The organism is Agrobacterium deltaense RV3 (genome assembly GCF_900013505.1).
Taxonomy (GTDB): domain Bacteria; phylum Pseudomonadota; class Alphaproteobacteria; order Rhizobiales; family Rhizobiaceae; genus Agrobacterium; species Agrobacterium leguminum.
The window spans coordinates 566,264-581,440 of record NZ_LT009746.1; the positions used below are offsets into that span (position 1 = coordinate 566,264).

The following is a 15,177-nucleotide window of genomic DNA, read 5'->3' on the forward strand; positions in this document are numbered from 1 at the left end:
GAAATTCTGGAAATGGGAAGTATGGAAATGCCAGAGATGAAACGGGGCGGCCTTTAAAGCCGCCCCATAACAAGGGTAATTCTTACTGCTGCGGCTGCGGCTGAGCCTGCTGTTCCTTCGTGGCTTCGTCGTAGCCCTTCTTCAGCGTCTCATCCATGATTTCAATCTTCTGGTCGGCCTTTGCCTTCTCGATGAGGGCAACGTACTTGTCACGCATGACAAGCTGACGAACCTGCGGCTCGACCTGCTCGAAAGCCGGCGGCGGTGCGATGCGCTTGTCTTCCAGCTTGATGACGTGGAAGCCGAACTGGGTCTTCACCGGAGCCTTGGTGTAGGCGCCCTTTTCGAGACCGAAAGCGGCTTCTTCGAATTCCGGCACCATGCGGCCCTTGCCGAACCAGCCGAGATCGCCGCCGTCATCCTTGTTGGAATCGGTCGACTTTTCCTTGGCGAGCGCGGCGAAATCCTTGCCCGAATCAAGCTGCTTAATGATGTCCTTGGCTTCGTCCTCGCTGGCGACGAGAATGTGCGCGGCCTTGATTTCCTCTTCCTGCGGCAGAGCTGCGACTTCCTTGTCGTAGCGAGCCTTTACTTCGTCAGCGGTAACGGCATCGACCACGTGCTTGCGGAAATAGGCGTTGTGCAGCTCACGGTCCTGGATGAATTCCATGCGCTTCTTGAAATCTTCAGTCTTTTCCAGACCTTCGGCGCTGGCGTTCTTCACCAGAAGCTTGACGTCGATCGCGCCGGAAAGGGCTGCAACCTTCTTCTGCTCATCGGGAAGCTGCGCGAGCTGCGGGTCGAGGTTGCTCATGGCGAGGTCGAGTTCGGACTGGTGGATTTCCAGATCGCCGACCTTGGCGACAACCTTGTCTTCCTGTGCGAAAGCCGGAAGCTGGAGGCCGAGCGTGGCCACAATCACCGCAGCCGCAATTTTATTATAGCGCAACATTTTGAACCTTTCGGGGACAATGCCGGCTCCAGACATGGTTTCCGGCTCTGAAAAAACTTCCAAACACCGGATTGTGGCCATTCTGTAACGGGCAGAACCGTTGACATCATTTGCCCCCCCTCTTATCTGTCACGCAACCTCGCGTCCAGATACGTTGAAGGGCGAAGTCCGTCATTTATGCTGAAATCGGCGTGACGGAGAAAAGCGCCCGGCAAAACGGAATTTCAGAAAGGGCCAGTAAGATGGTCAGTCTCGGCGGAATAGCCCGCAAGTTGTTCGGTTCGGCAAATGACCGCCGCGTCCGCTCCTATAAAAGCAAGATCGCAGCCATCAATGCGCTGGAAGAAGCCACCAAGGCGCTCTCCGACGAAGCGCTGGCGGCCAAGACCGCTGAGTTCCGCCAGCAGCTTGCCGACGGCAAGACGCTGGACGACCTGCTGATCCCGGCTTTCGCCGTCGCCCGTGAAGCGTCGCGCCGCGTTCTGCATATGCGCCCCTTCGACGTGCAGCTGACCGGCGGCATGATTCTGCATGGAGGCGCCATCGCCGAAATGAAGACCGGTGAAGGTAAGACGCTGGTAGCGACCCTTGCGGTCTACCTCAACGCCCTTGCCGGCAAGGGCGTGCATGTCGTCACCGTCAACGACTATCTCGCCAAGCGTGACGCGGCCACGATGAGCAGGCTCTACGGCTTCCTCGGCCTGACGACCGGCGTGATCGTCCACGGGCTGGACGACGACCAGCGCCGCGAGGCCTATGCCTGCGACATCACCTACGCCACGAATAACGAACTCGGCTTCGACTATCTGCGCGACAACATGAAATATGACCGCGCCCAGATGGTTCAGCGCGGCCACAACTACGCGATCGTCGACGAAGTCGACTCGATCCTGGTCGACGAGGCGCGCACGCCGCTGATCATTTCCGGCCCGCTGGACGACCGTTCCGACCTTTACAACACCATCGACGCCTTCATTCCGCTGCTGACGCCGGAAGATTACGAAATCGATGAAAAGCAGCGCTCGGCCAACTTCTCCGAAGACGGCACCGAGAAGCTCGAGAACCTGCTGCGGCAGGCGGGCCTCCTGAAGGGCGAATCGCTTTACGACGTCGAAAACGTCGCCATCGTTCACCACATCAACAATGCGCTGAAGGCCCACAAGCTCTTCACCCGCGACAAGGACTATATCGTCCGCAACGACGAAATCGTCATCATCGACGAGTTCACCGGCCGCATGATGCCGGGCCGCCGTTATTCCGAAGGTCAGCATCAGGCTCTCGAAGCCAAGGAAAAGGTGCAGATCCAGCCGGAAAACCAGACTCTTTCCTCCGTCACCTTCCAGAATTATTTCCGCATGTACGAAAAGCTGGCCGGCATGACCGGCACGGCCGCGACGGAAGCGGAAGAATTCGGCAACATTTACGGCCTCGACGTCATCGAAGTGCCAACCAACCTGCCGATCCAGCGTATCGACGAGGACGACGAGGTTTACCGCACCGGCGAGGAGAAGTTCCAGGCGATCATCACCGAGATCAAGGCGGCGCATGAACGCGGCCAGCCGGTTCTCGTGGGCACGACCTCCATCGAAAAATCCGAGCTTCTGGCCCATCTCCTGCGTCAGTCCGGCTTCTCCGATTTCCAGGTCCTGAACGCCCGTTACCACGAGCAGGAAGCCTATATCGTTTCGCAGGCCGGCGTTCCGGGTGCGGTCACCATCGCCACCAATATGGCCGGCCGCGGCACCGACATCCAGCTCGGCGGTAACGTCGACATGCGGCTTGAGCGCGAGCTCGAAGGCATCGAACCCGGTCCGGAACACGACGCCAAGGAACAGGCGATCCGCGCCGAGATCAAAGTTCTGAAGGAAAAGGCGCTCGCCGCCGGCGGTCTTTACGTCATCGCCACCGAACGCCACGAAAGCCGACGCATCGACAACCAGCTGCGCGGCCGTTCCGGCCGTCAGGGCGACCCGGGCCGTTCAAAATTCTACCTGTCGCTTCAGGATGACCTGATGCGCATCTTCGGTTCCGAGCGTATGGACAGCATGCTGCAGAAGCTCGGCCTGAAGGAAGGCGAGGCAATCGTCCACCCGTGGATCAACAAGGCGCTGGAACGCGCCCAGAAGAAGGTCGAAGCCCGCAACTTCGAGACCCGCAAGAACCTTCTGAAATATGACGACGTGCTGAACGACCAGCGCAAGGTGATCTTCGAACAGCGCCTCGAGCTGATGGAAGCCGACAATATCGGCGAAACCGCAGCCGATATGCGCCATGAAGTGATCGAAACGCTCGTCACCAAGCATATTCCGGAAAATGCCTATGCGGAACAGTGGGATATTGCAGGCCTGAAGGCCGGCATCGCCCAGTTCCTCAACCTCGACCTGCCGGTGGAGGAATGGGCCAAGGAAGAAGGCATCGCTGAGGACGATATTCTTGAGCGTGTTACCGAGGCCGCCGACAAATACGCCGCCGAGCGCGCGGAACGTTTCGGCCCCGAGATCATGACCTATGTGGAACGCTCGGTCATTCTCCAGACGATCGACCATCTGTGGCGCGAACATATCGTCAACCTCGACCATCTCCGTTCCGTCGTCGGTTTCCGCGGTTATGCCCAGCGCGACCCGCTGCAGGAATACAAGGCGGAAGCCTTCGAACTGTTCCAGGCGCTGCTCGCCAATCTGCGCGAGGCCGTTACCGCCCAGCTGATGCGGGTGGAACTGGTGCAGCAGGAACCGCAGCAGCCGGAACTGCCGGAAATGACGGCGCATCATCTCGACCCCAATACGGGCGAAGACGAAATGGCGCAGGGCCAACAGACCGCGCCCGCCGCCTTCGTGCCGGCCGAGGATCGCGATCCGGAAAACCCCGCCACCTGGGGTCGTATCGGCCGCAACGAAATGTGCCCCTGCGGCTCCGGCAAGAAATACAAGCACTGCCACGGCGTTTACGAACAGGCCTGAGGCAGTTGCTGACAGACAAACGAAATCGCCCGCACCCTCGGTTGCGGGCGATTTTCGTTGCACCCCTCGATCGCTGTTGACGGATATCGGCAATTTCCAATATGGGAGCCGGATCGTCTTCCGGAAAAAGCTTTCATGGCCCCTCGCGACTTTGCCGCTTATGTTTTTCTCGCACTCGCGTGGGGAATGTCCTTCCTGCTGCTTTTGCATGTCGTCGAGGCCTTCGGCTGGATCGGCGCGGTCACGCTCCGTTCGCTGGTCACCGCCGTCACCCTGTTTTTGATCGCGATTGCGGCGCGCCGAAAGCTTGCATTTTCCGCGAGCTGGCGCGCCTTCGCCGTCGTCGGCGCAACAACGGTCGCGGGACAGTTGATCGGCCTCTCCTATGCGACGCCGCTGGTCGGCACCGCCATGGCGGCCATTCTGGTGGCCACCATCCCGCTTTTTTCCATGCTCATCTCACAGGTCTGGGGACTTGAACGCCTCACGAAACAGGGCTTTGCCGGCCTCATCATCGGCTTTAGCGGCATCTTGCTGCTTGTCGGCTTCCCTGCTGTGCCCGTCACGACCGGCTTCATCATCGGCTGTGCCGCCGCCCTCGCCGCCTGCATCTGCGCCGCCTATGGCAGCAACTATGCCAGCCGCTATCTCAAGGGCGTGGGTTCGTGGGAAATCACCATCGGCTCCTTTCTCACGGGCGGGCTGATGACATTGCCGCTTCTTCTGGCCGTGCCCCTGCCCGGAGCACCGCGCCTCATCGATTACGGTTATCTTCTCGTACAGGCGGTGGTCATGAGCGGCCTCACCTACATCACCTATTTCAAGCTTGTCTCCTCGATCGGCGCAACCAGGGCGATCAGCGTGGAATTCGCCGTGACCGTCGTTGCGGTCCTCGTCGGCGCGCTGGTGCTGGATGAGCCGCTTTCGCTTCCCCAGCTTTTCGGCGCCGGCATCATCATTCTGGGCTGTGCGCTGGTCCTCGATCTCATGCCAAGGAAAAAGGCTCCGCCCACACCCTCCGGGGCGTGAAGGGTTTATTAGCGTTTTCCACCAATAGTCGTGCTGGTCATTGCTGATCACACGGGATCGCGCCTGCGGCGCGAGGGAAAAATGCAACCGGGCAAATCAGACTACGAGCACTACTGGGACCCGCTAAGGGCGCTCCTCATGCTGCTTGGCATTCCCTATCACGCCTCCCTCCTCTACAGCTATGCCCTGCCATGGGACATCAAGGATTTCGACACCAGCCCGCTTCTGAGCGCGCTGGGTTCCGCACTCGTCACCTTCCGCATGCCGGCATTCTTTCTGGTGGCCGGCTATTTTTCCACGATGGTCATCGGCAAGAAGGGCAAGATGCGCTGGCTGAGACAGCGTTTCCTGCGCCTCGGCGTGCCCTTTATCATCGCGGTCCTTCTGCTCGGGCCATCACAGCTTTTCCTGCTGCAACTGGCCCGCGTCGCCAAAGGCGATATCCCGGCCGACCGGCTGCTTGAGAGCCTGCCCGGCCTGCTGCGCCCGAGCGAACAGTGGATCATGCATCTATGGTTCCTGCCGGCCCTTATCTTCTATTCGATCCTGCTTGCCGGCCTGCTGTTTCTCTTGGAACGTCCGCCAGTAGCCTATGTGAGAGATTGGTTCGGCAGCCTGCGGCAGTGGCATACCTCCCTGTTTTTCGCAATGCTCTGCCTCGTACCTGTTGTGTGGGAATTGATGATCTACGGATCCGGCCAGCTTGCAGCAAAGAGCGGAAGCGGCCTCTTTTTTCTCTATGAACGCGCTTCCGATCCCTATGCGCGTTACCTGCCATTCTTCCTCATTGGCGCGCTGCTGCACCGTGACCGCGCCCTCTTTCACCGCTTTCGCCAGACCGGCCTTCTCACCGGCGTCATCGCGGTGGGCGCCATCGCGACGGCGGTGACCCTGCGCCTGCAACATCCCTTTTCGAATTCGGCCCTGCTGGTGCTGGTGTCGACAATTGCGGCGGTGACGGCAAGCCGTCTGTTGATAGACCTCGCCTGCCGCTATTTCGACAGGCCGAGCCGGCTTGCCAGACGCATGACGGATGCGTCCTTCACCATCTACCTGTTCCACCATCCGCTGATCTACGCGTTCGGGACGCTCTTCATCCTCATTGCGCTGCCGCCCATCCTGGAATTCACCATCATCGTCGCGGCCACCACGACGGCGGCCTATATGCTGCATCAGGCGATACGCCTCAGCCCGCTCGCCCTTTTCCTGTTCAACGGCATTCGCAAGCCACGCGTGGCGGACGATATTGGCACACAAGCCGGCGCGTCCCAAACCCTTCGTTAAGGATGAAGCGCGTATGATCGGCCTGCCTATTCAACTGGAAATGATGGCGTGTGGATCATGGCTATCCTCAACACGGCGGAAAAAGCCTTACCCGCAGGCCTGCGCGCGAAGCTTTCGCCGCTGGTAGCGAAAGTCGCCGTTGTTCTTTCCGGCGGGGATGAGGTCTCCCGCGCGCAGCGCATGGCGCTGGTTGCGTTTGCGGTGCGTATCGTCAGCGCCGGTATAGCCTTCATTTCCCAGATCATTCTTGCCCGCCTGATGGGCGAATTCGAATATGGCCTGTTCGCCTTCGTCTGGGTTCTGGTGATCCTGTTCGGCAATCTTTCCTGTCTCGGTTTTCACACCACCGTCATCCGCTTTTTACCCGGCTATCGTCTGGAGGATGCCCATGACAAGATCATGGGGCTGACCTCGACGGCGCGGGTCTTCGCCATGCTTTCGGCGAGCGCGCTTGCGATTTTCGGTTTCGTTTTCCTGTATTTCTTTGGCGAGCGCATCGCCTCCTATTATCTCATTCCCGTGTCGCTCGCGCTTTTCACCCTGCCGATGGTTGCGCTGGGCGATGTGCTGAACGGCACCGCGCGCGCCAATGGCTGGGCGGTCTCCGCACTCAGCCCCACCTATATCGTTCGCCCGCTGCTGATCCTGCTGTTCATGCTGGTGGCAATCGGTCTCGGCGCGGAAAAAACCGCAACGACGGCCATGCTGACGGCCCTTCTTGCCACCTATGTCACCACGCTTTTCCATTTCGCCTTCATGAACCGCAGGCTCAACCGGCATTTCCGCAGCACGGTCCGCAGGGTGCATTTCCGCCACTGGATAAGGTTCGCCTTCCCGATGTTCCTGATCGACGGCATCGGTTTTTTGATGACCAATTCCGATGTGGTGATCGTCGGGCTTTATCTGCCGCCGGATCAGGTTGGCATCTATTTTGCTGCGGCAAAAACCATCGTGCTGATGCAATTCGTGTTTTTCTCGGTGCAGGCGGCCGCCGCCCCACGCCTGGCCGCCCTCATGTCGGCCAATGACCGGCAGGGGCTCGCCGGTTTCGCCAGCCAGGCAGCGCGCTGGGCCTTCTGGCCATCGCTCGGCGTCGGCAGCGTGGTGCTTCTGGCCGGCCCGTTCCTGCTGTCGCTGTTCGGTCCCGGCTTCGTTCAGGGTTATGAGCTGATGTTCTTCCTTTTCGCCGGTTTCCTCGCCAAGGCGCTGATCGGCCCGGGAGAAACATTGCTGAACATGGCCGGCAAACAAAAATTGTGCGTCGTCCTTTATATTATTATCTTCGGTTGCAACATTGCACTCAACATGGCGCTCATTCCGGTCTATGGTCTGGCAGGGGCAGCAGCAGCGGTGGCGATAGCCATGTGCATAGAAGCTGTGCTATTGCATATTGCCATTCGCCGCACACTCGGGATCGTCCTTTTTGCCTTCAACGATCCCCGGGCGGGTCAAAACACTGGGAAGGCGGTGTAACGATAAGCATGTCCAGCGATCCAAAGAATCCGGATTTTCAGGACCCGCGCATCGCGGCACTGATGGCGTCCGCGGAGCGTGACCGCCCCGTGGCCGACAGCAGCCGACGCGTGGGCCGCGATGGCCGGGAATTCTGCATCTATCCGGGTCAGCTCGGTTATGACATGCAGGAAGAACTAGACTTTCTGTCCAACCGTGTCATGGAGGCGAATGTCTTCTTCACCGGAAGGCTTCTCGCGCCCGCCATGCCGCGCATCGAGGACAAGTCCGTGCGCTTCGCCCTCATTCGCGACGAGAATGGCGCCAGAAGCCGCATGCGCTTCCTGATGCCCTTTACCGTGGAAAAGCCGGGCTTTTCCATCGGTCCCTCCATCATTCGCGTCTGGGCCAATCCATTCGGGCCGCTCGGCACGCCGCTGGTCGACACCGAAGGCGCCGCCGAAACCCTCGACAATCTTTTCGATGCGCTTTCCGACAGCAACATGCGTCTGCCGAATGTTCTGGTTCTGCCGGACATTCGGCTGGAAGGGCCGTTTGCCCGCATGTTCAAAGCCATCGCGCTCAGCCGCAACCTGCCGGTGACGACGACGGGCAATTATTACCGGCCGATGCTGGAGAGCCTTCTCGATGGCAGGGCCTATCTGCGAAACGCCCTTGCGCCGCACCATTTGCGCGAAATGAACAGGCAGTGGCGGCAGCTCGAAAAACTTGGGGCCCTCTCCTATACCGTTACCCGGCAGCCAGCGGACGTGCGTTACCGCATGGAGGAGTTTCTGGCGCTGGAGGCGAGCGGCTGGAAAGGCCGCAAACGCACCGCGCTGGTCAACGACCGTTATCGCGCCGCCTTCGCCCGCGAGGCGATCACCAATCTGGCCGAAGCGGATGCGGTGCGTATCCACACCATCGATCTCAATGGCAGCGCCATCGCCTCCATGGTGGTGTTCATCACGGCGGGCGAGGCCTATACGTGGAAGACCGCTTTCGACGAGAGCTATGCGCAATTTTCTCCCGGCAAGCTGCTGGTGCAGAAACTGACCGACTGGCATCTGGACGATGCCAATATTCTGCGCAGCGACAGCTGCGCCGTGCCCGATCATCCGATCATGAGCCGCTTCTGGCAGGAGCGTCAGGAAATGGGCACGCTGGTCGTCGGGCTTGCCCAGAACAGCGACCGGGACGTGCGGCAGGTTTCCACGCAGGTGGACATGTACCGCAACACCCGCAACCTCGCCCGCAGCCTACGGCAGAAGATCCTGTCCTTCGGACGCAAGGGCAATTGATCCGAAGGGCGCCGGTGGCGCCCTTCGAAGTTTCTGACACGGGCAAAGCCTGCTTCAGCGCGAGGCCGTCCGGATCATCTTGCACAATTTCGTCAGCGCCGCATCGTATCCGCCGCCCAGAATATCGACACAACGGCGGGCGAGCTTGATCTGCTCGGTCCGCGACATATCGTTATAGGCTTGCAGGGCATTGCGCATCGCGCCCGGAGACACTGTGCCCGAGCCGCCGGGATTGGTGGTGCTGCCGCCGGGATTTCCGGGCGTGCCGGTCGAACCAGAGCCGCCGACGCCAACGCCGAGACCGACACCGCTCGAGCCCCCCACATTGGCCCCGACATTGGCGTTGATGCCATCCGAGCCGCCAACGGAAGCGTTCACACCGGCATTGACGCCGCTGGAACCGCCCACGGATGCATTGACATCCGCATTGACCCCATTGCTGCCGCCAACCGATGCGTTGACATCCGCACCCAGCCCGCCGCCGCTCCTGCCGCCGACATCCGCACTGGCGTTAACGCCACTGCTGCCGCCAACGGAGGCATCGACCCCGAGCCCGCCACTGCCATTGTCGCCAACACTGGCGTTAACCCCATTCTCGCCACCGATCCCGATATCCAGCGCATGGGCGTTGATCGGCAGGATCAGGCAGGCGGACAGTAATAAATTGCGAGAAAAAGCCCTCATAATTTCCTCCCTATGAGTTTGGCCATTCCCGCCCCGCGTGGAAACTCCACGCTGACATCATAATTCAATTAGTAATTGCGTATATTCCAATTTATTAGAGGTGCCTAATATTATCCTAATGCCGCAACTGCAAGTGTCGCGATCCGGCACAGCCACCGGCCGCACCAGTTTGATCGACGGCCCGGCAAAGACGGAAAACCGCCCGTGCAAACAGGCGGAATTCAAAAGGATAAGTCAGCTTTGGGGTTGCACGCATGGCCTTGAGCATGATAGACGCCGTGGCATTACCACCGTTGCCCCAATGGCGGAATTGGTAGACGCGCCGCACTCAAAATGCGGTTCCGAAAGGAGTGCTGGTTCGATCCCGGCTTGGGGTACCATTACCTAAAAATCATATTGATTTTCTTAGGTTTTCCGGCACTAAGTGTCCAATAAACTCCCACCACCTATGAAAATCCTTATTCGCTTGCGCTAGGCGTCATTCGGGCGCAATATTGAGTTGTCAGTAGTCATGTTAAGGGCGCTGCTGATTAAGGGCGGGTTACCCTAGCCCCAATAAGAGGAGGACGAGATGTCTTCCGATTCCAATTTTTCTGGCATTTCCCCCGAGGAAATGGAGATAATCCAGTCAGTCTTGAAGAGTGCTGGCTATAACGCCGCATTGCTGGGTGATGATCAGCGACAATTTAACACGGCCGCGTTTCTCGTAATGCGACTGTTTCTTGCGGGCGAGAAATCCGCAGATGCGCTCGCAGCCCAACTTAAACGCCGTCTTGGGAGGGCGAGTTTGCATCGACCCTCTTATCAGTCGGCGCTTGCCCCCTATGCCATTCGTGGACTGCCCCGCAACATGAGGTATGTGCTTCGAATATCCCGGAAAGTGCCTACCCGATCAATTGAAGCGGACGAGCAGTCTTGGGAAAATGAAGGCGGCGCGGTACGTCGCCCCCTTGGTCATCCCCAGCACCGTCCAAACCTGTTCTGATCAAGAAGAGCGGTTGGCAGTGCCCCATCATTCATTGCGCCTTTCAGCGAGAGGCGATGCAATAGAACAGAGGATACCGGAGACATGATAGAGAGAACAACAAACAGCGAGATCACTTTCGCGCACCCGTTTGTACTAAGTAGCCTCGTGGCACCTTTAGACGCAGGTACGTATCGTCTCGTCGTAGACGAAGAACTCATTGAAGGTCTAAGTTTTTCGGCCTACAGGCGCGTGGCGACACACCTTGAGATACCTGCAATTTCCGCTAAAACGGTCAAACGGCAGTTCTTGCAAGTGTCCTCGGCGGAGATTGATGATGCTTTACGGAAAGACGCGGAATTTGGGAGCGCCAGCGCAACGAACTCGTAGGAGGGCCGAAGGGGAATGAACCGCGCACCCTTTGTAGAGCGCAAGGTATATTGTCATTTAGTTTCCGGAATCTCTGACACGTATTTTCGCAGCTTTCAATGAGCCGCTACCGCCTTGAGTTCTTCCCCACCTATACCAGGAAATTGCGACGGCGCAGGCATTGGACACTTTTGGAGAAAGCGTAATGATCGCATAGAAAACCAAAATGTCCAAAAAGACGCGAAACCGCTGATTTTCTTAGAAATCAGCGGTCCGGCTTGGGGTACCATTTCCTAAAAGCGCATTGATTTCTCTAGGCTTTGACCAGCATGCGTCAGTGAACTCTTCGACGGTCTCACGCCGCCGAAAAGCTCACGAAACTTTGCTTCCGCGCCTCCGAGTATTACCGGGCTTTCATTTGCCAGATGCGGCGGACTCGATTAGACGAATCCCGTTACACCCCGTGAAGACCGGCGACTTAATTTCGCCATCACGCCCGCCTTTTTGAAAGCCCGTCCGGGATATCTGCTTCTTCGCGAAGTTTGAGGAAAACAACATGGCCAATGCGACCACCGCCGACAATAGCCGCACGCTCGCCGCTCTCGGCGTCACGGCGGGAATGATCTTCACCGTCGGCTCCGCCCTCGGTTTCCAGCATATTGGCGGTTATACGCCCTGCGCGCTGTGCCTGCTGCAGCGCGATCCCTATTATTACGCGATTCCGCTGGGCATATTGGCCATTGCGACCAGCGTCTTCAAATTGCCGGTCCAGATCACCCGGCTGCTGCTTGCCCTTATCGGCGTGGCGATGCTGATCGGCGCCGGGCTCGGCGTTTATCACGCCGGTGTGGAATGGGGTTTCTGGGAAGGGCCGATCACCTGCGCAACCGGGGCGCCTTCCATCACCACCAATGCCGGCGATCTGCTGGGCAATCTGAACGCCATCAAGGCCCCCTCCTGCAACGACGCTGCCTTGCGGGTGCTCGGCCTTTCCTTTGCGGGCTGGAATGTCATTGCAAGCGTTGCACTTGCGGCAGTCGCCTTTTTTGGCGCGAGCCGTAAAAGCCGGTAAGCGGAAAACCGCGTTGCAGTCCTCGAAAGATCAGGGCTGCAGCTCGGTATCCCAGTAAAGATAGTCCATCCAGCTTTCGTGCAGATAATTGGGCGGGAACAGCCGCCCGTTATTGTGCAGATCCTGAACCGTCGGCTGGAAGGGCTTCTGCGCCGGGAACATGCCCGCCTGCTTGGGAAGCTTGCTGCCTTTTTTAAGGTTGCAGGGAGAGCACGCCGCAACGACATTGTGCCAGGTGGTTTCACCGCCATGCGCGCGGGGAATCACATGGTCGAAGGTCAATTCGTCCCGCGTGCCGCAATACTGGCATTCGAACTTGTCCCGAAGGAAAACGTTGAAGCGGGTGAAGGCGGGGTTGCGGGTGGGCTGCACATAGGTCTTGAGGCTGACGACGCTCGGCAGCCGCATGGAAAAGCTGGGGGACGACACCGCGTGATCATATTCTGCAATGATGTTCACACGGTCTAGAAAGACGGCCTTGATCGCGTCCTGCCAGGACCATAACGACAAGGGATAATAACTCAGTGGCCTGTAGTCTGCGTTCAGAACGAGCGCCGGCAGGGCCTGTGGTGAAACTGCAATCGTCAAGGGCTTCTCCTGAGCGATTCGGCATCTGCACTTGTATATTAGGTCCGTTGTTACAGGATTGTGAAGCCTATAAATGCAGCGGCGAAGAGCTTAATTTTTGAGCCGCAGAATGGCCTTTTTCGCATTCCTGACGATCGAACGGCACGGGACACCTCCTGGCGTTGTGACACCGCTGGCCGATGCGGCAGGAGGGCGATTCGGGCCTTTGCCAGACACAAATCCTTCTCACACCGGATGCACTATCGGTGATATGATTACCCCCGACGGACGACTGGAAAATCAATGCGCGCCGGGCATGGCAAATGTGCGGCGGCGGCATTCATCATTTCCGTCAATGGAGGAACGGTCATGAGGTTGGGCAGGCAGCAAGCAGCAGCATTGCGGGGCGGTCTGGCGGCCGGCGTCCTGACCGCCATGATCTTCCTCTCCGTGGGCGCCCATGCCCAGCAATATCAGAATTTCGAAGTGACGCCGGATGGCCGCGGCGGAGCGCAGGGAACGATCGGCGGGCGCAATTTCGAAGTTTACCGAAATTACGACCGGCCGCCGGCAAGCCGCGCCTCCCCCGAGACCCGGCGTGAACTCAGGCGGGCTGTCCCGCAGCAGACCTGTATTGTCGACACCGAGGGCAGGACCCGCTGCAGGTGAGCGCGAACCCGGCTTTCCGGCTGTTTTCAGCGCGCTGTAACAAAATTAGATTTCGTTAAAATGCAATCTATCGACTTAAACGGCCCGCAAGAATGGGTCGCTATGGTGCCAGGCACAAGACAAGACAAAACAATTGTGCAGGGGCAAGGACATGGCGAAGAGAACAATCCGTCTGGCAAAGATTTTTGCCGTCGCTGCCGGCGTGGCGGCAAGTGTTGCGACAACGGCGTCCGCCGTCCAGCTCGGTGGCCTTGCCCAGAAGCCCGGCGCCTCGCGGCCCGGCCAGTTCATGACCACGAGCCGTCCGACCATCGCACCCATTGCCTTTGCGAAATTCTGTGAAAGCGCCGCCGACCAGTGCCTCCGGATTGGCGACCGCGATACAGTGGAACTGAGCAAGCAGAAGCGCACGGAACTCCAGCGCATCAACGCCGAGATCAACACCTCGATAATCTATGCCAGCGAACAGGACGGCGAAGACGACTGGAAACTGAACCCGGCAAGCGGCGACTGCGAAGATTTCGCGGTGACCAAGCGGCAACGCCTCCTGCGCGCCGGCTGGCCTTCAGGCGCCCTGCGCATCGCAACAGCCCGCACAACGGATGGCATAGGACATGCCGTTCTGGTGGTCAGCACCAGCCAGGGCGATCTGGTGCTGGATAACCGCACCAATGTCGTCAAGCCATGGAAAGCGGTGGATCTGAAATGGATCAAGATCCAGTCGCACGAGGACCCGCGTGTCTGGCTGAAACTCTAGAACACGGTTTCAGGCTGAGCCGCCCTTTCGGAGGGCAGGCATTTCGGTTGACGGTTTAAGGCGCCGTATCTTTCGACCATCAAAACGGGTATTCTTTCCCCACAGAATCGGCGCGTCAACGCAGCTTTGGCGGGCAATGCGACAGCCGCCTTCAACGCTCTTGACCTTGTGCGGGAGAGACAGTATCGGCAGCTATGCCCAAGGTGCTCAACTGGATTCGCGGTCGTAAACAACCAGCCTCCCGCGACGACCGGAGGCGGCGCAGAATTGACCTTGGCGACAAGCCGGCCTCCTTTCCGATCTATGCCATTGGCGACGTGCATGGCAGCCTCGACCTGCTGTTGCAGGCGGAGCGGAAAATCCTTGCCGATCTGGGGCACGACCCTTCTCCCGCGCTGGTCGTTCTCCTCGGTGACTATGTCGATCGCGGACGCGATTCCCGTGGCGTTCTCGAACATTTGCTGCAGCCGCCACCCGCGCCGCTGCGCCGCATTGCGCTTTGCGGCAACCATGAGCAGCTCTTCCATGATTTTCTCGAAAATCCGCAGCAGAATATGCACTGGCTGGACTTCGGTGGCCGCCAGACGCTTTTATCCTACGGCGTCGATATCGACTATTTCCTGCAAAAGGGCCGCCTGAGACTGCAGCCATTCAGGGACGCCCTGCTCGGCGCGATTCCGCAAACCCACCGCCAGCTTTTATCCAGCCTGCCGATCTACGCCCGGATAGGACCCTATATTTTCGTGCATGCCGGCTTGAGACCGGGATTGCCGCTGGAGGCGCAGACGGATGAAGACATGCTCTGGATCCGGGAACCGTTCCTGTCGCAGGGGGCTGGGCTGGACCTCGTCGTCATCCACGGCCACACGCCGGTAACCGAGCCGGAAACCGGCCCGCAACGGATCGGCATCGACACGGGTGCATTCACCACGGGCAGGCTTACCGTTCTCAGGCTTTCGGATGCGGGCTTGCACCTGATCGGTTGAGCGCGCGTTGCCCACCCGCGTCAAGCTAAACTAACTGAACAAGGCCTGATGACGGCGTCAGGGCTTTGGTTTCAACCAGCCTGCCTGCCGCTCAGAATATCATCGAGGACCGCCATTTGCTGGCGATTCCA

General features: G+C 59.0%; 14 protein-coding genes and 1 tRNA gene. 12 read left to right on the forward strand and 3 right to left on the reverse strand.

The features are described from left to right. Positions 1-82 precede the first annotated feature (82 nt). The gene (locus AGR7B_RS16965; RefSeq protein WP_080858141.1) at positions 83-952 is read right to left on the reverse strand and encodes a peptidylprolyl isomerase; all 870 of its coding nucleotides are present in this window, start codon (positions 950-952) and stop codon (positions 83-85) included. A gap of 242 nt (positions 953-1,194) precedes the next feature. Here AGR7B_RS16965 and secA point away from each other — a divergent pair, with 242 nt between their 5' ends. The 5 genes from secA (at position 1,195) to AGR7B_RS16990 (ending at position 8,978) form a co-directional block, all read left to right on the forward strand. Further along, entirely contained in the window at positions 1,195-3,912 is a 2,718-nt protein-coding gene (gene secA, locus AGR7B_RS16970; protein ID WP_080857401.1) for a preprotein translocase subunit SecA, read from the forward strand. Between the two features lie 135 nt (positions 3,913-4,047). Next, the gene (locus AGR7B_RS16975) at positions 4,048-4,941 is read left to right on the forward strand and encodes a DMT family transporter (protein ID WP_078053421.1); all 894 of its coding nucleotides are present in this window, start codon (positions 4,048-4,050) and stop codon (positions 4,939-4,941) included. A gap of 81 nt (positions 4,942-5,022) precedes the next feature. Beyond that, entirely contained in the window at positions 5,023-6,225 is a 1,203-nt protein-coding gene (gene mdoC / locus AGR7B_RS16980; RefSeq protein WP_080857402.1) for a glucans biosynthesis protein MdoC, read from the forward strand. Between the two features lie 57 nt (positions 6,226-6,282). Then, a complete protein-coding gene (uppV, locus tag AGR7B_RS16985; protein ID WP_080857403.1) occupies positions 6,283-7,698 on the forward strand; it encodes a Wzx-type polysaccharide biosynthesis protein UppV in 1,416 nt (471 codons plus the stop codon). A gap of 8 nt (positions 7,699-7,706) precedes the next feature. Beyond that, positions 7,707-8,978 (forward strand): GNAT family N-acetyltransferase, encoded by a 1,272-nt coding sequence (locus tag AGR7B_RS16990; protein ID WP_065657099.1) that lies wholly within the window; start codon positions 7,707-7,709, stop codon positions 8,976-8,978. Positions 8,979-9,032: 54 nt separating this feature from the next. Here the strand turns inward: AGR7B_RS16990 and uppQ are convergent, their stop codons facing one another. After that, positions 9,033-9,662, reverse strand: coding sequence for a polysaccharide biosynthesis GNAT family N-acetyltransferase UppQ (gene uppQ, locus AGR7B_RS16995; protein WP_078053418.1), 630 nt, complete (start codon positions 9,660-9,662; stop codon positions 9,033-9,035). Between the two features lie 295 nt (positions 9,663-9,957). Between uppQ and AGR7B_RS17000 the strand changes: the two genes are divergently transcribed. The 4 genes from AGR7B_RS17000 (at position 9,958) to AGR7B_RS17015 (ending at position 12,067) form a co-directional block, all read left to right on the forward strand. Continuing rightward, a tRNA-Leu gene (locus AGR7B_RS17000) sits at positions 9,958-10,042 on the forward strand. Between the two features lie 191 nt (positions 10,043-10,233). Next, positions 10,234-10,647 carry a hypothetical protein gene (locus AGR7B_RS17005; protein WP_080857404.1) on the forward strand — a complete coding sequence of 138 codons (414 nt, stop codon included), beginning with the start codon at positions 10,234-10,236 and terminating at the stop codon, positions 10,645-10,647. An 84-nt stretch (positions 10,648-10,731) separates the two neighbouring features. Continuing rightward, positions 10,732-11,016, forward strand: coding sequence for a hypothetical protein (locus AGR7B_RS26215; RefSeq protein ID WP_080857405.1), 285 nt, complete (start codon positions 10,732-10,734; stop codon positions 11,014-11,016). Positions 11,017-11,551: 535 nt separating this feature from the next. Continuing rightward, a complete protein-coding gene (locus AGR7B_RS17015; protein WP_078053374.1) occupies positions 11,552-12,067 on the forward strand; it encodes a disulfide bond formation protein B in 516 nt (171 codons plus the stop codon). 30 nt (positions 12,068-12,097) lie between these two features. Here AGR7B_RS17015 and AGR7B_RS17020 read toward each other — a convergent pair whose 3' ends face one another. After that, positions 12,098-12,655 carry an HNH endonuclease gene (locus AGR7B_RS17020; RefSeq protein ID WP_003585610.1) on the reverse strand — a complete coding sequence of 186 codons (558 nt, stop codon included), beginning with the start codon at positions 12,653-12,655 and terminating at the stop codon, positions 12,098-12,100. Between the two features lie 348 nt (positions 12,656-13,003). Here AGR7B_RS17020 and AGR7B_RS17025 point away from each other — a divergent pair, with 348 nt between their 5' ends. The 3 genes from AGR7B_RS17025 to AGR7B_RS17035 all read left to right on the forward strand — a co-directional run bounded on the left by AGR7B_RS17025 (position 13,004) and on the right by AGR7B_RS17035 (position 15,046). Further along, positions 13,004-13,303 carry a hypothetical protein gene (locus tag AGR7B_RS17025; RefSeq protein WP_162856828.1) on the forward strand — a complete coding sequence of 100 codons (300 nt, stop codon included), beginning with the start codon at positions 13,004-13,006 and terminating at the stop codon, positions 13,301-13,303. A 151-nt stretch (positions 13,304-13,454) separates the two neighbouring features. Further along, positions 13,455-14,060: a transglutaminase-like cysteine peptidase gene (locus AGR7B_RS17030; RefSeq protein ID WP_003520892.1), complete on the forward strand. Its 606-nt coding sequence runs from the start codon at positions 13,455-13,457 to the stop codon at positions 14,058-14,060. 194 nt (positions 14,061-14,254) lie between these two features. Then, positions 14,255-15,046, forward strand: coding sequence for a metallophosphoesterase family protein (locus AGR7B_RS17035; RefSeq protein ID WP_078053372.1), 792 nt, complete (start codon positions 14,255-14,257; stop codon positions 15,044-15,046). Positions 15,047-15,177: the final 131 nt, after the last annotated feature.